Raw genomic sequence first — 16094 nt, forward strand, 5'->3', positions numbered from 1 at the left:
AGAGAGATGCCGACCAAGAATAGTTTTGCAGAAATGCACGAGGAAGTCACCGGATGGCGCAGGCACCTGCATGAAACCCCGGAGCTGATGTATGACCTGCCCGAGACGGCGGCGTTTGTCGAAGCGCGTCTCAAGGAGATCGGCGTGGACGAGATCACGCCGGGGATCGGCCAGATCGGGGTCGTGGCCGTGATCAAGGGGCGGCAGGACACCAAGGGGCGCGTGATCGGCCTGCGTGCGGATATGGATGCCTTGCCGATCCATGAGGCGACAGGGCTGGACTATGCGTCAAAGGTGGATGGCAAGATGCATGCCTGCGGTCATGACGGGCACACGGCGATCCTCTTGGGCGCGGCCAAGTACCTTGCCGAGACCCGCAATTTTGACGGCACCGCCGTGCTGATCTTCCAGCCGGCCGAAGAGGGCGGGGCCGGGGGCAAGGCGATGTGTGATGACGGGCTGATGGACCGCTGGGGCATTCAGGAGGTTTACGGGCTGCACAATATGCCGGGGCTGCCAGTGGGGCAGTTTGCTATTCGCTCCGGACCGCTTCTGGCTTCGGCAGATGAATTCACGCTGACGGTCACGGGCAAGGGCGGCCATGCCGCGGCCCCGCATGAGGCGGTGGATACCACTCTGGCGGCGGCGCAGATGGTCGTGTCACTGCAATCCATCGTGGCGCGCACGGTCAACCCGATCCACCGGGTCGTGGTGACGGTGGGCACGTTCGAGACCGACAGTGTTGCGTCGAACGTGATTGCACACACGGTGCGCATGAAGGGCACGGTGCGCACACTTGATGGAGAGAATCGTGCTCTGGCCAAACAGCGCATCCGCGAAGTGGCAGAAGGCACGGCGGCGGCCTTTGGGGCAACGGTCGAGATGACATGGGAGGGTGGCTATCCGCCGACGGTCAATCACGAGGTTGAGACCGGCTATGCGATCGAGGCCGCGCGGGCCGTGGCGGGGGCCGCGAACGTATTTGATGATGTGGACCCGATCATGCCCGCCGAGGATTTCTCGTTCATGCTTGAAGAGCGTCCGGGAGCCTATATCTTCCTCGGGAATGGGGACACGATGATGTGCCACCATCCGCAATACCAATTTGACGATGACGCGATTCCGGTTGGGTGTAGCTGGTTCGCGGAGCTGGTCGAGCGCCGAATGGCGCTGGGCTGAACAAAACCGACAAGGAGCGAGACAAGATGCCCGTAAAGAACAGATTTGCCGAGTTGCAGGCCGAGATCACCGAATGGCGCCGGGATTTCCATGAACATCCCGAGATCCTGTTTGAAACCCATCGCACCAGTGCCATCGTGGCCGAAAAGCTCAAGGCGTTTGGGTGTGACGAGGTCGTGACCGGGATTGGCCGCACTGGCGTGGTCGGTGTGATCAAGGGAAAGGCGACCGGGTCGGGCAAGGTAATTGGCCTGCGCGCCGACATGGATGCGCTGCCGATCCACGAGGCAACCGGGCTGGGCTATGCGTCGAAGACCGATGGTGCGATGCATGCTTGCGGCCATGACGGGCATACGGCGATGCTCTTGGGTGCGGCCAAGTACCTGTCGGAGACGCGCAATTTCGACGGCACCGTGGTGGTGATCTTTCAGCCCGCCGAAGAAGGCGGCGGCGGCGGCAAGGAAATGTGCGATGACGGCATGATGGAGCGCTGGGGCATTCAGGAAGTCTATGGGATGCACAACTGGCCGGGCAAACCGACCGGAAGTTTCGCGATCCGTCCGGGGGCCTTTTTTGCCGCCACTGATCAGTTCGATATCGTGTTCGAGGGCAAGGGGGGACATGCCGCGAAACCGCAGGAAACGGTGGATACAACGGTGATGGCGGCGCAGGCGGTGCTGGCGCTTCAGACGATCACCAGCCGCAACGCGGACCCTGTGGATCAGATCGTGGTCTCGGTCACGTCGTTTGAAACCTCGTCCAAGGCGTTCAACGTGATCCCACAGACCGTGCATCTGAAGGGCACGGTCCGTACCATGTCCAACACCATGCGCGATCTTGCCGAAAAGCGGATCAAGGAAATCTGCACCGGGATTGGCGCGACCTTCGGCGGAACTGCGGATATCAAGTATCACCGCGGCTATCCGGTGATGGTGAACAGCGAAGAGCAGACCGAATTCGCCGCCGAGGTGGCGCGATCGGTCAGCGGGCAATGTGATGACGCGCCGCTGGTCATGGGAGGCGAGGATTTCGCCTTCATGCTGGAGGAACGTCCCGGCGCCTATATCCTTGTCGGCAATGGCGACACGGCGATGGTGCATCACCCGGAATACAACTTCAACGACGAGGCGATTCCGGCCGGATGCAGCTGGTGGGCGGAGATCGTGGAAAAGCGGATGCCGGCGGCCTGAGGCTTGAGGGAGGCGGGGGGCGTTGCCCCCCGTCGCCCCTTTTGGGCCGGGCTCCGCCCGTTCACGCCTGAAACGGTCCACCGGACCGTTTCCAAGACTGCGCTCACCCCCCAGGGTATTTCTGGAAAAAGAAAGAGTGGGCACGGAGTGGGGCTGATATTTTCGTGACCCGCGAAACGCGCAATTTCGTGTAGCCTGTCCGTGCATGTGCAAACGGGGAGGCGGCGATGTGGCGTTGGGTTTTGGCAGGTTTGTTGATCGCGGGCAGTGCGCAGGCCGAGGCGCGACGGCCCAGTCATTGTATCGCTCTGGCAGAACGTGGCGGGTTTGACTACGTGCAAAAGGCGTCTTTTCGAGCGCCGCTGGAGGAGCACTCGGTCCGGATCAGCTATATCGCGCATGCGTCCTTTCTGATCCAGAGCCACGAGGGCGTGTCGGCAGTGACGGATTTCACCGGCTTCATCGGCAACGTGGATTTCACGCCCGACGTGGTGACGATGAACCATGCCCATGACACCCATTGGACTCCTTACCCCGACCCCGAGATTCCGCATGTATTGCCAGGGTGGGGGGATTTCGGTGAGGGGGTCACCCATCACCTCGACCTCGGGTCGATGCTGGTGCGCAATGTATCGACCGACATCCGTGCCTTTGGAGGGATCGAGGAAAACGGTAATTCGATCTTCGTGTTTGAAGTGGCGGGCCTGTGCATCGGGCATCTCGGCCACCTGCATCACGAGCCCAATGCCGCGCAATATGCCGCCCTTGGCCGTATGGACGTGGTGATGGCGGCGGTGGATGGCGGGATGACGCTGGATGTGCCGTCCATGATGCGGGTTTTGCGGCGGCTGAAGGCACAGGTGGTGATCCCGATGCATTGGTTCGGAGATTATACGCTTTCCGGTTTTCTGGCGGGGATGTCGGATGCGTATGAGGTGGTCAACCGGGGCGACAGCAGCGTCGAGCTGAGTCTGCGGTCCTTGCCGCGGCGTCCGACGATACTGGTGCTGCAACCGCGCTATTTGCGCGAGCCCTAGACGGGCGGCGCAAGGCCGCTTAGACCTTGGAGCATGACGCTTGATCCTGTTTCAGATGCTTTTGTCACGGCGCTTGCCGCCGAGTTGCCGCCACAGACCCTGCGCCCGGTCGAGACGCGTTTCCTTGAAGAGCCGCGCGGGCGGTTTCGCGGGGATGGCGGGGTGTTGGCCCTGCCCAGAACAGTCGAAGAGGTGGCCACGATCCTGCGGGCCTGCGGGCGCGCGCGGGTTGGGGTTGTGCCTTATGGGGGCGGCACGGGGCTTGTCGGCGGGCAGGTGATGCCCGGCACGGCGCGGCCACTTGTACTGTCGCTGGAGCGGATGAACCGGGTGCGCGCGGTCCATCCGCTGGAGAATGTGATCGTCGCGGAGGCGGGTGTGATCCTCGCCGATCTCCAGAGCGCGGCGGAAGCGGAAGACCGGCTTTTCCCATTGTCGCTTGGCTCGGAAGGGTCAGCCCGGATCGGGGGCAACTTGTCGACCAATGCCGGCGGCGTGAACGTGCTGCGCTATGGCAACGCGCGTGACCTGTGCCTTGGGCTGGAAGCGGTGCTGCCCAATGGCGAGATCTGGAACGGGCTGACGCGGCTGCGCAAGGACAACACGGGTTATGATCTGCGCAACCTTTTGATTGGCGCCGAAGGGACACTTGGGGTGATCACGGCGGCGGCGCTCAAGCTTTTTGCGCGCCCGGCCTCGGTGGGGACGGCGCTGATGGTGGTCAGGGATCCATCAGCCGCGCTCGAGTTGCTGGCGCTGGCGCGGGCCGAGGCCGGAGAAGGGGTCTCGGCCTTTGAGCTGATCCACCGGCAGGGGCTGGAGTTTGTTGCGGAACACCTGCCCGATACGCGTCAGCCGATTTCCCCGGCCCCCGAATGGATGGTACTTGTGGAACTTGGCCTGTCACGCGGGGCCGACAATGTGCTGGAAACGGTTTTCGCTGCGGGCCTGGAGGCGGGATTGGTCAGCGATGGCGTCATTGCCCAGAGCGATCAGCAACGCGCGGCGTTCTGGCGTTTGCGCGAAGCGATCCCGGAAGCGAACAAGATCGTTGGGTCCGTGGCCAGCCACGACATTTCCCTGCCGCTGGGCGCGCTTGCGGGGTTCATCGAAGAAGCGACCGGGGCTGTGCGGGCGCTGGGGCCATTCCGGGTGAACTGTTTTGGCCATCTGGGCGATGGCAATCTGCATTTCAACGTGTTTCCGCACGCCGGGCATGATCGTTCGGAATACGATGACCTGCGCCATGACGTGTCACGCCGGGTGCATGATCTCGTCATGGCTTTGGGCGGGTCGTTCAGTGCGGAACACGGGGTGGGGCGGCTCAAGGTGGAAGACCTGGAGCGGTATGGTGATCCGGCGAAACTGATGGCGATGCGCGCGATCAAACAGGCGTTGGACCCGCAGGGCATCATGAACCCCGGCGCGGTGCTGGCGCCGGGTTGATCTTTCCGGGGTATCCCAATGGATTAGCGGTCTCGCTGCGACGGGCTACGCCCCTCAGAGACCTTCGAACTCACACAAGACGGTGACATCCATGCCCATGTCCTCGAGCCGTTTTCGCCCGCCCAGTTCAGGCAGGTCAACGATGAAGACGCAGCCGATGATCTCGCCGCCCAGACGTTCGACCAGCTTGATCCCGGCCTCGGCCGTTCCGCCGGTGGCCAGCAGGTCATCGACCAGAAGGATCTTTTCGCCGGGCTGAATGGCGTCGTCATGGATTTCCATGATCGCCTCGCCATATTCGAGCTTGTATTCTTCGGAGATCGTGGTGCCGGGCAGCTTGCCCTTTTTGCGCACGGGGACAAAGCCGACGCTGAGCTGGTGGGCGATGGCGCCGCCAAGGATGAAACCGCGCGCTTCGAGCCCGATCACCTTGTCGATCCGCTGGCCGGCATAGGGGTGCAGCATCTGGTCGATGGCCATGCGAAAACCGCGTGGATCCGCAAAAAGCGTGGTCACGTCGCGAAACAGAATCCCCTCATGCGGGAAGTCCACGATGGTGCGGATATAGTCTTTGACCTCGGTTTTCTTGGCCATCATAGCCCCCTTTTGCGCGGTTGTGGCATCGGGCCATGGTTTGGCTGATGCGGCGGCGCAATTCAAGGGGCGGGTGGTCGCATTTTGGGCGGTCAGTCCCAGCGACGGCGCAGCGACCGATACATGCGCTGCCCGAACCAGCTGCAATGGGGCTTGTGCCAGTCCATCCGGTCATTCACGAGGATTGTTTTTGCCGCGATCAGGTTCATTTTGCCATTCCTTTCCCGAACTGCCTCGGATATGTTTGTGTAGCTGTTGTATAGGTAATGTATATACGTTGCATTAACAAAACGTCAAGGCGCCCTTGTCGGGTGCCCGGGGGCATGGGGCGCACGTGGGAAAGAAAGACGGGAAAACAAAGTCCAAGAAGGACAGCCAATTGGTGTTGCGGCTGGACAAGCAGGAGCGCGACGAATTTGTCGAGCTTTGCAAGGAACTGGACACGAGCGCGGCCCGGGAAATCCGGGGGTTCATCCGGCGCTTCATGAAAGAGCATCAGAGCGACTAGGCCGCGCGCCGCAGCGTTGCCGTCAGAATCCCCATTCCAACCAATGTGATGCCCCCGGCGCGGGTCAGCCAGCGGATCACCGCCGGGCGCTCGATGCGGGCGCGCAGGCGGTCGGCCAACAGCGCATAGGCCAGTGCGTTGAGCGCGGCGAGGGTCACGAAGGTGGCAATCAGAATGGCAAATTGCGGCAGCAGTGCCCGTGTTGGATCAAGGAACTGCGGCACGAAGGCGATGAAGAAGCCGATGCTCTTGGGGTTGAGCGCGGTGACGGCGGCGGCATGGGTGAAGACGCCGCGCGCGGGCAGCAAACGGGCGGACATCAGATCGCCCAGTTCCGCATGGTGCGCGCTTTTCAGCATCTTGAACCCGAGCCAGACGAGATAGATAGCACCAACCCATTTCAAAACCGTAAACGCCGTGGCCGATGCGAGCACGAGAGCGCCCAGACCCAGCAGGGAGGCTGTCATGGCGACAAAGTCGCCAAGCGCGACCCCGGCGGCTGTGGCCACGGCCACCTGCCGCCCCTGGCTGAGCGCGTAGGACAAGACCAGAAGGATGGTGGGGCCGGGGATCAGAAGAAGCGCGGTTGAGGCGGCGACAAAGGTGAGCCAGAGATCGAAGGACATTTGAAAAACGCTTTTTTGTTATGGGGTTAGGATGCGTCCCGCGACGGCATCAAGCTTGGCGATCATGGCCGGGTCGCGTGCGTCGGGGGCGGTCAGGATGGCGAATTCCAGTGCGTGGTCGCAGCCATGCGGGCAGGGCGCGCGCGAGGCGCCAAGCAGGGCGGGCAGGCGTGCAACGAGATCGCGGCCCTTCTGGGCGTTGCCGGTCAGGGTGGCGATGATCTCGGCCACATCCACTTCGCCGTGATCGGGATGCCAGCTGTCGTAATCCGTGACCATGGCCACGGAGGCATAGCAGAGCTCGGCTTCGCGGGCGAGCTTGGCCTCGGGCATGTTGGTCATGCCGATCACGTCCGCGCCCCAATGTTCGCGGTACATTTTGGATTCAGCCAGCGTCGAGAATTGTGGGCCTTCCATAGCAAGGTAGGTGCCACCCTTGTGTACAGTTATCCCGGCGTCGGTGGCGGCGGTGAAACACGCCTCGGACAGGCGCGGGCAGGTCGGGTGGGCGACGCTGACATGGGCGACGAGCCCGGGGCCGAAGAAGGATTTCTCGCGGGCGAATGTGCGGTCAATGAACTGATCCACAACGACAAAATCGCCGGGGGCCATTTCTTCACGGAACGACCCGACCGCGGAAACCGAGATCACGTCGGTCACGCCGAGGCGTTTAAGGGCGTCGATATTGGCGCGGTAGGGCACCGAGGTCGGCGTGTGCACGTGGCCGCGCCCGTGGCGGGGCAGGAAGGCCATTTTGACGCCACCCAGCGTGCCGGTCAGGATCTGGTCAGAGGGCGCCCCCCAAGGGGTTTCGACGCTTTGCCACGCGGCATTTTCCAGCCCGTCGATCTCGTAAATGCCCGAACCGCCGATCACGGCAATCATGGTGTCACTCATTGGGGTGCCTTCTCTTTTTAGGTCAGCGCATTGTTGAGCCGGAGGCGGGGGAAATGCAACCGGCTTGGCAGGGGTGAAGGAAAGATGAAGGCGCGGTGCGGTCGGGCGGTGCGTTGTCGAAGAAATGAGCGCGAAACTTCTGTTTTTCATAAGAAAACGGCGTTCGGTTTCACGTCGGTATTGTGTCGGTATCGCGTCGGTGCGCGATGTGATTTTTTTGAAAAACCGCGGTTTCCAAGCCGCGCGTTAACGCGATGGCAAGTTTCGGCTGCGAGACTGGGTTTCGAAGTCGGAAAACGCGGCATCAAATCCGATGAGCGGCCATGTCAGATCCTGCGCCCTGCCGTGCCGGTCGGTGAAGGTAAAGCGGAAGGCCGTGCCCGTTTGCATGGCAGAAAGGAGCGGTTCGACCTCTGGGCCGGAAAAGACGCAGCTTAGCCCGGTGAGACAGCCACCGCGCGTGGTGGACCAGATGACATCATCCGGCGTGTGGGTGATGCGGAATCCGTCGGGGGCAAAGAAGGTTCCCGGTTCGATGCCGAATTCGACGCTTGGCCCGTCTGTCTCTGGCGTGATGAAAAGGAACTGGGCGGCAAAATCGGGGCGGGGAGAATACACGTCCACCCAGCGGATGTAGCAGCGTTGCCTCAGGGTGCCGTCTTCAATCCGCTCGTCGCAAATGCTGCTCCAGAGGCCGAACGTGGCAAAGTGGGTCACGATCCAGTCGCCGGGCGTGTCGTTGCCCTGTCGATCCTGCGCCGTGAGCGGGGTTGCCGCGAGCAGGATGGGAAGTATCCAGCGCATGAAATGTGGTCCCTGGTGTGATGTATCAGGGTCTGCTTGCAAGGTGCGCGTGTCGCGGTCCAGTCACGTTCGTCGACGGTTTCGTGAGCAAATGCTGTGGATTTGGCGCATCGGCGCATTGAAGTCTTGCCACTCCTATTGTGGAACCGCAGCAGACCCGTTAGGGACGGGCCAAGCGAACACTCCCAATCAGACAGGATGCCTATGCGACGCGCGGCTCTGGCCATGCTGGCCAAAAACATTTCTCCCCCCAACCTTTCGATCATGCAGGACGAGGGGTTCACCATCGGCCGTATCCGGACCGAGGTGCTTTCGGGGCTGACCGTGGCGCTGGCGCTGGTGCCCGAAGCGGTGGCCTTTGCCTTTGTTGCCGGGGTGCATCCGCTGGTCGGGCTTTATGCGGCCTTCCTTGTGGGCCTGATCACGGCGGTGATCGGCGGACGGCCGGGCATGATCTCGGGGGCGACCGGGGCGTTGGCCGTGGTAATGGTGGCCTTGGTTGCCGAACACGGGGTCGAGTACCTGTTTGCAACCGTGGTGCTGATGGGCATTTTGCAGCTCATCGCGGGGGCAATGCATTGGGGCAAGTTCATCCGGCTGGTGCCGCATCCGGTGATGCTTGGCTTTGTCAACGGGCTGGCGATCGTGATTTTCCTTGCCCAGATGAGCCAGTTCAAGGTGCCCGGGTCCATGGTCAGTGACGGGCATGGCATGTCGGGGGGGGAATGGCTCTCGGGGATGCAGCTTTATACGATGCTGGGCCTTGTGGGCCTGACGATGCTGATCGTCTGGGGGCTGCCGAAAGTGACCAAGGTGATCCCGGCGCCGCTGGCGGGGATCGCGATCACGGCATTTGTGGTGATTGCCTTTGGTCTTGATGTGCCGCGCGTGGGCGATATGGCCTCGATCGAAGGGGGCCTGCCGCAGTTCCACATTCCGGCGGTGCCGCTCACTCTTGAGACGTTCTATATCATCCTGCCTTATGCGGTCATTCTGGCGGCGATTGGGTTGATTGAAAGCCTGCTGACGCTGAACCTTGTCGGTGAGATGACCGGCAAGCGGGGCGGTGCATCGCAAGAGTGTATCGCGCAGGGTGTAGCCAACGTGACCACCGGGTTCTTTGGCGGCATGGGCGGCTGTGCGATGATCGGTCAGTCGATGATCAACGTGAAATCGGGGGGACGGACGCGGATTGCCGGGATTACGGCGGCGCTGTTCCTGTTGTTGTTCATCGTTGCGGCAAGCCCTTTGATCGAGCAGATCCCTCTGGCCGCACTTGTGGGCGTGATGTTCATGGTGGTGATCGGCACCTTTGCGTGGAACTCATTCAAGATCATGCGCAAGGTGCCCCTGATGGATGCCTTCGTGATCGTTCTGGTGACGGTGGTAACGGTGATGGGAGACCTTGCCGTCGCGGTTGTTGTCGGGGTGATCGTGTCGGCGCTGGCCTATAGCTGGCAGAACGCGCGGCGCATTCACGCCATCACCCGCGAAAGCGCGAGCGATCCCGGTGCCAAGGTCTATGAGATCGAAGGGCCGTTGTTCTTTGGGTCTTCGGATGGGTTTGTCGAACTGTTCGACGTGGCCCATGACCCGGATCACGTGATCATTGATTTCCAGCGCAGCCGGGTTGTCGACCAGTCGGCCTTGCAGGCGATCGAGGCGGTGGCGGCCAAGTACGAGGCGGCTGGCAAGGCCGTGGCGCTGCGCCATCTGAGCCGCGACTGTCACCAGTTGCTGAGCCGGGCCGGGCATCTGATGATCGACAGTGATGATGACCCCGAATACGAGGTTGCGGTCGATTATTCGGTGCGTACGGGTATTCTGGGCGGGCATTGATGACCACGGGCTTGTGACATGACATTTCTGGCAATCCTGATCGGGCTTTTGCCGTCCTTTCTTCTGGTGGGGTTGGGCGGGCTGATCCGGGATCGCCTGTCGGTCAATGCGTGGCAGGGGCTGGACAAGCTCAACTTTGAAATCCTGTTCCCGGCGCTGTTGTTCGTGGCCGCGTCGACGCGGGAAATCCGCCCCGGTGCGATTGTCACGATTGCTCCGGTGGTCTGGGGATTGATGGCTATCGCGCTGATTGTAGCGTGGCAGGCGCGGCGGTTTGGGCCGGAACGTTTCCTTGATTTTGCCGGGGCATGGCAGACCGCTTGGCGGTTCAATTCGGCACTGGCCTTTATCGCGGTGGGCGTGACCGATGCGGCGGACCCGGCATTGATGGCAGTGTGCATCGGGATGGCTGTGCCGATGGCGAATGTCTTCGCGGTCTCGGCCCTGTCGCGCGGAGGCAGCCTTGGGGTGTGGGGCACGGTGCGTAAGGTGGCGCTCAACCCGTTTTTGCTGGCGTCTTTGAGTGGCGTGGCCGTGGGGCTGTCGGGTTGGAAGATCCCGGTACCAGTGCTGGCGCCGTTGACGATGCTGGCTGAGGCGGCAATCCCGATTGCGCTGATCTCGGTGGGGGCAACGATGAACTGGGGCGCGCTGGCGCGGCTCGACCGGTTCAGCGGGATCATTTGCGCGACAAAGCTGATCGTGATGCCGCTGGCGGCGGTGGCCGTGGCGCTGGCGCTGGGATTGCCCGGTGCCATTGCCGTGGTGGTGGTGGTCTGGGCGGCACTGCCCACCGCGTCGGGGGCGCATGTGCTGGCGGCTGGGTTCGGGGCGGATCGAGTGCTGTCGGCGACGCTGGTGGCGCAGACGACGCTTTTGGCGGCGGCATCTCTGCCGGTGTGGATCGCCGTGGCCGTTGCGTTGTTTGGGGGATAGCCCGGCATCAACCCGCTGGGGCGAGCTTCTCCAAAGCGTTGACGTCTCCGGCCATGATGGCCGGGATCGCGGCTTCGATGACCTCCACAGGCCAGTCCCACCAAGCCAGCGCCAGAAGGCGTTCGATCACATCCGGGGCAAAGCGATAACGCGCCACGGTGCCGGGGTTGCCCGTGACAATCGCGTAATCCGGCACGATGCCGCGCACCACGGCGCCCGCGCCGATGATCGCGCCATGGCCGATATAGGCGCCGGGCAGGATGGTGGCCCCATGGCCGAACCACACGTCATTGCCCACAAGCGTATCGCGCTGATCCGGTTGATAGCCTTCGCGCGCGGTGCCGTCGAAGATGGGAAAGGGATAACAGCTTAGTCCGTCGGTCGCGTGGTTGGCCGAGGCGGTCAGAAAGCGCACGCCATGTGCGATCTGACAGAATTTGCCGATGATCAGCCGTTCCTGCGAGAACGGAAAGAGATAAGGTGCCAGCCGCGCGGTCCAGTCCCCGGGCGGATCAAAATCCGAGGCATAGGTATAGGCCCCGACCGCAAGGCAGGGATGATCCGTCACCGACCGCAGCATCACCGTGCCGCGATGCGGGCTGCCATCAGGGAGATGGATCGGATAGGGCTGATCCGGGTCGGGCAGGGGCATCAATCGTCCGGTCTTGCCAGTGTGAAAGTGTTCTCCACGACAGAGTAGTCGCGATAGCCCAGCCGCGCCAGCGGGCGGAAGGTGGTCACGTCAAAGATGCCGTCCACGATGCAATCGTCGCGCAGGTGAATGCCGACAACCTCGCCCATGACCATGAAGTTGTTTTCACCCAAAAGCGGTACGATCTGGGTCAACCGACATTCCAGCGATGCGGGCGCGCCAAGAAGACGGGGGCAGTCGATGGTTTCGCATTGCGCCGCCTCAAGCCCGGCCCGGTCAAACTCGTCCACATCCTTGTCGAACGTGGTGGTCGATACGTTCATGGCGTCACGCATCGCCTCTTCGACGACGTTGATGCAGAACACGCCGGTGGCGCGGATGTTTGAGAGCGAATCCTTGCCCTCGGCCTGATCCGGCTTGGTCCCGGTCGAGGCGAACATGATCTGTGGCGGCACATAGGCGGTGCCGTTGAAGAAGGAATAGGGGGCGAGGTTGCGCCGCCCGTCCGCATCCCGTGTCGAGACCCACGCGATGGGGCGCGGGGTGATCAGGGCATTGAACGGGTTGTGGGGCAGGCCGTGGCCGTCTTTGGGCTGATAGAACATGGATCGCGCTTCCTTTGGGTTTGCCCAAGGGGTAACGCCATGCTAGGGCCGATTCCACAGCAAAAAGACCAGACGAGGCGCGAAGCGGGTGTTCACACTTGCACAGGAAACCGAAGAAGACTGGTGGGAGGTCGAAGCCCTCTATGACCTGTGCTTTGCGCCGGGGCGCGAGGCGCTGAGTTCTTACCGGCTGCGCGATGGCGTGGCGCGGGTGGCGGGGATGTCGCTGGTGGCGCGCGATGCCCAGAATATCCTGGCCGGGGCGATCCGGTATTGGCCGGTGCGGATCGGAGCGGCAGAGGCGCTGCTTTTGGGGCCGGTGGCGGTGCACCCGACTCATCAGGGCGAAGGTCTGGGCGGTTTGCTGATCGAAGAGAGCCTTGCCAAGGGCAGCGGTCAGGGCTGGGAACGGGTGATGCTGGTGGGGGATGCGCCCTATTACAAACGGTTCGGCTTTGAAAAACTTGCGGATGTGATCATGCCGCCGCCCACGAACCCCGACCGTGTTCTGGGGCGTGAACTGGTGCCGGGGGCCTGGGACGGGATCGCAGGCACCGTGCAAAGCTTTGCCGATGCCGCGCCGTCCCCTTGATTTCGCGCGTGTCAAAGCTGATCTTTGACATATGACAGAGAGTGACCCGCTGGATATCCGACAGATCGCCGTGATCGACCCCGAGGCAGAAATCGCACGGCTTGCGAAACGCTACCGCAATGCGGGGGGGCTGGGGATCGAGCTTCTCAACCTCTTGGGCGGACAGGCCGAAGGGTTGTTGGATCGCCTGCCCAGACAGGTGCGCGACCGGCTGGATGGTGCCACAGAGCTGGCGCTTTCGCAGGCGATGCGCGCGGCGCAGGGCTCGCGCCGGGTAGTGGGCGAACAAAAGTCATGGTTGAACACGGCTGTGGCCACCGCGCTGGGCGCGGCAGGGGGCGCGGGTGGATTGCCGGGGGCATTGGCGGAATTGCCGGTCACGACGACCGTGCTGTTGCGCGCCATTCAGGATGAGGCACGTCGACAAGGCTTTGATCCCGAAGCGGAAAACGTGCAGTTCGATTGCATCCGCGTGTTTTCAGCCGCCGGGCCGCTGGCGCGTGATGATGGCGCGGACCTTGCCTTTGTCAGCACGCGTCTGGCGCTCACCGGGGGCGCCATGCAGGCGCTGATTGCGCGGGTTGCGCCGCGTCTTGCAGTCGTGCTGGGCCAAAAGCTTGCCGCGCAGGCGGTACCGGTGCTTGGCGCCGTGGCTGGGGCGGCCACGAATTATGCCTATACCAGCTACTATCAGGAAATCGCGCATGTGCATTTTGGCCTGCGCCGCCTGGCGATTGACGCTGACATCGACCATGACCGGCTGGTCGAAAAAATGCTGGCGCAGATGGGCCCGCCGCGCGCGGCCTGAACGCGCGGCCTGATCTTTCTTTTTCCGGAAATACCCCGGGGGAGTCGCCGCTTGCGGCGGCGGGGGCAGCGCCCCCTTAGCCGGTGTTGCGCAGGTACTCCATCAATGCCGGGCGCACCGTCTGATCCCCGCGTTCGCGCGCCTGCACGATCACTTCGCGCACTTCGCCCAGATTGGTGCGCCGCAACAGGCTCTTGACCGGGCCGATCGAGGCCGGGCGCATCGACAGCGACCGCAACCCCATCGCCGCAAGGCAGAGTGCTTCGATCGGACGGCCGGCATCCTCGCCGCAGAAACTGAGCGGAGTCTTCGTGGTGACACAGCGGTTCACGATGCCTTCGAGGAAAGTCAGGAAGCTGACGTTGAGCGTGTCATAGCGACGTCGCACCCGTTCGTTTTCCCGGTCGGCGGCAAAGAAGAACTGCTTGAGGTCATTGCCGCCAATCGACAGGAAATCCACCTCTTCAAAGAACTTTTGCGGGGCAAAGGCCAGAGAGGGGGTTTCCAGCATCGCGCCCACTTCAAGGCTCTCGGGCAGGGGGTGGCCGAGGATGTGTTCGCGCTCAAGCGCCTTGTCCATTTCGGCGCGGGCGGCGGTGTATTCGTCATATTGCGCCACGAAGGGGAACATGACGGTGAGCGGGCGTCCGTTGGCGGCACGCAGGAGCGCCTGTAGCTGCATGCGCATCACGCCGGGTTTGTCCAGCGCCACGCGCACCGCGCGCCAGCCCAATGCCGGGTTGGGTTCGTCCTGCGGTGTCATGTAGGGCAGGACCTTGTCCGACCCGATGTCGAGCGTGCGGAACACGACCCGCATGCCCTTGGCTGCATCCATGACGTGGCTGTAGAGCTGTGCCAGTTCGGTCCGCTTGGGCATTTGGTTGCGCACGAGAAACTGAAGCTCTGTGCGGAACAGGCCGACCCCTTCGGCGCCCGAGTTTTCCAGCGAGGGAAGGTCGGCCATGAGGCCGGCATTCATGTGCAGTGAAATGGTGGTACCATCGAGCGTGGTGGCGGGCTTGTCGCGGATCGAGGCATAGCGTTGCTGGGCCTCGGCGGCCATCGCGATCTTGTCACGGAAAGCGGCGACGACCGTGTCGTCCGGGCGCAGATGTACGACGCCCTGGTCCCCGTCGAGCATGATATGATCGCCATTGAGCGCCTCTGTGGTGATGCGGTCGGCGTGAATCACCAGCGGGATGGCCAGCGCACGGGCGACAATCGCAGCGTGGCTGCCCACGGAGCCTTCTTCGAGCACGATACCCCTGAGATTGCGGCCATATTCGAGCAATTCACCGGGGCCGATATTGCGCGCCACGAGGATCGGGTCGGCAGGCAGGTCGGCGCCGGTTTCGGTGCCCTGGCCGGTCAGGATGCGCAACAGGCGGTTCGAGAGGTCGTCCAGATCGTGCAGACGTTCGCGCAGATAGGCATCTGTCACCTGTTCCATGCGGGTCCGGGCGGCAGATTGTTCTTTTTCGACAGCGGCTTCGGCAGAGAGACCGCGCGCGATGTCGCTTTCCATGCGCTTCATCCAGCCCTTGGAGTTGGCAAACATCCGGTAGGCTTCGAGAACGTCGAGCTGTTCCTTGTCGCCACGCGCTGCAGTGGCCAGCATCTTGTCGACGCCGACCCGCAGGGTTTCGACCGCTTCGCTGAGGCGGGCCAGTTCGGTTTCGGGATCGTCGGCAACGGGGTTGGTGACAACCACGCGCGGTTCGTGCAGCCAGACATGGCCCTCGGCGGCGCCTTCCTGGGCACCGGTGCCCTTGAAGGCGACCGGCTGCTGATGGCGGGCGGTCATGGCCGCGCCTTCGCCGACAAAGGCGCCCAGTTCGGTCATCTCGGCCAGCACCATGGCCACCACTTCCAGCGCATAGACCTCGTCCGCGGAATAGGTGCGCGCGTCCTTGGACTGGACCACGAGCACGCCGAGATTGTCACCCAGCCGCTGAATCGGCACGCCGCAGAAGCTGGAATAGATCTCTTCTCCGGTTTCCGGCATGTAGCGGAACCCCTTTTCGGAGGGGGCATTGTCGGAGTTGATCACGCGCGAACTGCGGGCGACGCGGCCCACGAGGCCTTCGCCCACGCGCAGGCGGGTCTGGTGCACCGATTCCGGGTTCAGACCCTCAGTGGCGCAGAGTTCAAGCGTTTCATCGTCGCGAAACAGGTAGATCGAGCACACTTCGGTGCCCATCGATGAGGCAATCAGGTGGGTGATGCGGTCCAGGCGTTCCTGACCGGCCGTGTCTTCGGCCAGTGCATCGCGCAACCGGCCCAGCAGCTTGCGGCTCTCGGATTCGGTTCTTTCAGACATGCGCGGTTGGGTTCCCCGTCTGGTTGCATTTCACCCTGAATAGATCACATGCGGCGGCGAA

16 protein-coding genes are annotated in these 16094 nt (G+C 62.8%); 9 read left to right on the top strand and 7 right to left on the bottom strand.

All coding sequences use genetic code 11. The annotated features are described in order from the left end of the window. The first annotated feature begins 6 nt into the window (after nucleotides 1-6). The 4 genes from ACS3QZ_RS01740 (at nucleotide 7) to ACS3QZ_RS01755 (ending at nucleotide 4852) form a co-directional block, all read left to right on the top strand. Nucleotides 7-1179, top strand: coding sequence for a M20 aminoacylase family protein (locus ACS3QZ_RS01740; protein WP_456036291.1), 1173 nt, complete (start codon nucleotides 7-9; stop codon nucleotides 1177-1179). Nucleotides 1180-1205: 26 nt separating this feature from the next. Continuing rightward, entirely contained in the window at nucleotides 1206-2369 is a 1164-nt protein-coding gene (locus tag ACS3QZ_RS01745; protein WP_456036292.1) for a M20 aminoacylase family protein, read from the top strand. 227 nt (nucleotides 2370-2596) lie between these two features. Beyond that, entirely contained in the window at nucleotides 2597-3406 is an 810-nt protein-coding gene (locus ACS3QZ_RS01750) for an MBL fold metallo-hydrolase (protein WP_456036293.1), read from the top strand. A 33-nt stretch (nucleotides 3407-3439) separates the two neighbouring features. After that, nucleotides 3440-4852: an FAD-binding oxidoreductase gene (locus ACS3QZ_RS01755; RefSeq protein WP_456036294.1), complete on the top strand. Its 1413-nt coding sequence runs from the start codon at nucleotides 3440-3442 to the stop codon at nucleotides 4850-4852. Between the two features lie 54 nt (nucleotides 4853-4906). On the opposite strand, the gene ACS3QZ_RS01760 is transcribed toward ACS3QZ_RS01755, so the two are convergent. Further along, nucleotides 4907-5446: an adenine phosphoribosyltransferase gene (locus ACS3QZ_RS01760; protein ID WP_093093337.1), complete on the bottom strand. Its 540-nt coding sequence runs from the start codon at nucleotides 5444-5446 to the stop codon at nucleotides 4907-4909. A 334-nt stretch (nucleotides 5447-5780) separates the two neighbouring features. Here ACS3QZ_RS01760 and ACS3QZ_RS01765 point away from each other — a divergent pair, with 334 nt between their 5' ends. Continuing rightward, nucleotides 5781-5954 (top strand): hypothetical protein, encoded by a 174-nt coding sequence (locus tag ACS3QZ_RS01765; protein WP_456036295.1) that lies wholly within the window; start codon nucleotides 5781-5783, stop codon nucleotides 5952-5954. Here the strand turns inward: ACS3QZ_RS01765 and ACS3QZ_RS01770 are convergent. The 3 genes from ACS3QZ_RS01770 to ACS3QZ_RS01780 all read right to left on the bottom strand — a co-directional run bounded on the left by ACS3QZ_RS01770 (nucleotide 5951) and on the right by ACS3QZ_RS01780 (nucleotide 8281). Next, nucleotides 5951-6580: a LysE family translocator gene (locus tag ACS3QZ_RS01770; RefSeq protein WP_456036296.1), complete on the bottom strand. Its 630-nt coding sequence runs from the start codon at nucleotides 6578-6580 to the stop codon at nucleotides 5951-5953. The two genes, ACS3QZ_RS01765 and ACS3QZ_RS01770, sit on opposite strands and share 4 nt — an antisense overlap. An 18-nt stretch (nucleotides 6581-6598) precedes the next feature. Continuing rightward, on the bottom strand, nucleotides 6599-7477 hold the full coding sequence (locus ACS3QZ_RS01775) for an S-methyl-5'-thioadenosine phosphorylase (protein ID WP_456036297.1): 879 nt from the start codon (nucleotides 7475-7477) through the stop codon (nucleotides 6599-6601). 246 nt (nucleotides 7478-7723) lie between these two features. After that, a complete protein-coding gene (locus ACS3QZ_RS01780) occupies nucleotides 7724-8281 on the bottom strand; it encodes an invasion associated locus B family protein (protein ID WP_456036298.1) in 558 nt (185 codons plus the stop codon). A gap of 204 nt (nucleotides 8282-8485) precedes the next feature. Here ACS3QZ_RS01780 and ACS3QZ_RS01785 point away from each other — a divergent pair, with 204 nt between their 5' ends. Together ACS3QZ_RS01785 and ACS3QZ_RS01790 are read left to right on the top strand one after the other, a co-directional pair. Then, a complete protein-coding gene (locus tag ACS3QZ_RS01785; RefSeq protein WP_456036299.1) occupies nucleotides 8486-10120 on the top strand; it encodes a SulP family inorganic anion transporter in 1635 nt (544 codons plus the stop codon). 18 nt (nucleotides 10121-10138) lie between these two features. After that, nucleotides 10139-11056 (top strand): AEC family transporter, encoded by a 918-nt coding sequence (locus ACS3QZ_RS01790; RefSeq protein WP_456036300.1) that lies wholly within the window; start codon nucleotides 10139-10141, stop codon nucleotides 11054-11056. Nucleotides 11057-11063: 7 nt separating this feature from the next. Here the strand turns inward: ACS3QZ_RS01790 and ACS3QZ_RS01795 are convergent, their stop codons facing one another. Beyond that, nucleotides 11064-11708, bottom strand: coding sequence for a CatB-related O-acetyltransferase (locus ACS3QZ_RS01795; RefSeq protein WP_456036301.1), 645 nt, complete (start codon nucleotides 11706-11708; stop codon nucleotides 11064-11066). Then, a complete protein-coding gene (locus ACS3QZ_RS01800; protein WP_456036302.1) occupies nucleotides 11708-12313 on the bottom strand; it encodes a flavin reductase family protein in 606 nt (201 codons plus the stop codon). The genes ACS3QZ_RS01795 and ACS3QZ_RS01800 overlap by 1 nt, the downstream gene beginning before the upstream one ends. A gap of 88 nt (nucleotides 12314-12401) precedes the next feature. On the opposite strand from ACS3QZ_RS01800, the gene ACS3QZ_RS01805 reads away from it, so the two are divergent. Beyond that, on the top strand, nucleotides 12402-12905 hold the full coding sequence (locus ACS3QZ_RS01805) for a GNAT family N-acetyltransferase (protein WP_456036303.1): 504 nt from the start codon (nucleotides 12402-12404) through the stop codon (nucleotides 12903-12905). Between the two features lie 31 nt (nucleotides 12906-12936). Next, the gene (locus ACS3QZ_RS01810) at nucleotides 12937-13713 is read left to right on the top strand and encodes an EcsC family protein (RefSeq protein ID WP_456036304.1); all 777 of its coding nucleotides are present in this window, start codon (nucleotides 12937-12939) and stop codon (nucleotides 13711-13713) included. Nucleotides 13714-13789: 76 nt separating this feature from the next. Here the strand turns inward: ACS3QZ_RS01810 and ptsP are convergent, their stop codons facing one another. After that, entirely contained in the window at nucleotides 13790-16033 is a 2244-nt protein-coding gene (gene ptsP, locus ACS3QZ_RS01815; protein WP_456036305.1) for a phosphoenolpyruvate--protein phosphotransferase, read from the bottom strand. Between the last annotated feature and the right edge of the window lie 61 nt (nucleotides 16034-16094).

Source organism: Shimia sp. W99 (assembly GCF_053851455.3).

Coding starts and splice junctions, on each gene's coding strand:
- ACS3QZ_RS01740 (WP_456036291.1), top strand. CDS start 7: ATGCCGACCAAGAATAGTTTTGCAGAAATGCACGAGGAAGTCACCGGA.
- ACS3QZ_RS01745 (WP_456036292.1), top strand. CDS start 1,206: ATGCCCGTAAAGAACAGATTTGCCGAGTTGCAGGCCGAGATCACCGAA.
- ACS3QZ_RS01750 (WP_456036293.1), top strand. CDS start 2,597: ATGTGGCGTTGGGTTTTGGCAGGTTTGTTGATCGCGGGCAGTGCGCAG.
- ACS3QZ_RS01755 (WP_456036294.1), top strand. CDS start 3,440: ATGACGCTTGATCCTGTTTCAGATGCTTTTGTCACGGCGCTTGCCGCC.
- ACS3QZ_RS01760 (WP_093093337.1), bottom strand. CDS start 5,446: ATGGCCAAGAAAACCGAGGTCAAAGACTATATCCGCACCATCGTGGAC.
- ACS3QZ_RS01770 (WP_456036296.1), bottom strand. CDS start 6,580: ATGTCCTTCGATCTCTGGCTCACCTTTGTCGCCGCCTCAACCGCGCTT.
- ACS3QZ_RS01775 (WP_456036297.1), bottom strand. CDS start 7,477: ATGAGTGACACCATGATTGCCGTGATCGGCGGTTCGGGCATTTACGAG.
- ACS3QZ_RS01780 (WP_456036298.1), bottom strand. CDS start 8,281: ATGCGCTGGATACTTCCCATCCTGCTCGCGGCAACCCCGCTCACGGCG.
- ACS3QZ_RS01785 (WP_456036299.1), top strand. CDS start 8,486: ATGCGACGCGCGGCTCTGGCCATGCTGGCCAAAAACATTTCTCCCCCC.
- ACS3QZ_RS01790 (WP_456036300.1), top strand. CDS start 10,139: ATGACATTTCTGGCAATCCTGATCGGGCTTTTGCCGTCCTTTCTTCTG.
- ACS3QZ_RS01795 (WP_456036301.1), bottom strand. CDS start 11,708: ATGCCCCTGCCCGACCCGGATCAGCCCTATCCGATCCATCTCCCTGAT.
- ACS3QZ_RS01800 (WP_456036302.1), bottom strand. CDS start 12,313: ATGTTCTATCAGCCCAAAGACGGCCACGGCCTGCCCCACAACCCGTTC.
- ACS3QZ_RS01810 (WP_456036304.1), top strand. CDS start 12,937: ATGACAGAGAGTGACCCGCTGGATATCCGACAGATCGCCGTGATCGAC.
- ptsP (WP_456036305.1), bottom strand. CDS start 16,033: ATGTCTGAAAGAACCGAATCCGAGAGCCGCAAGCTGCTGGGCCGGTTG.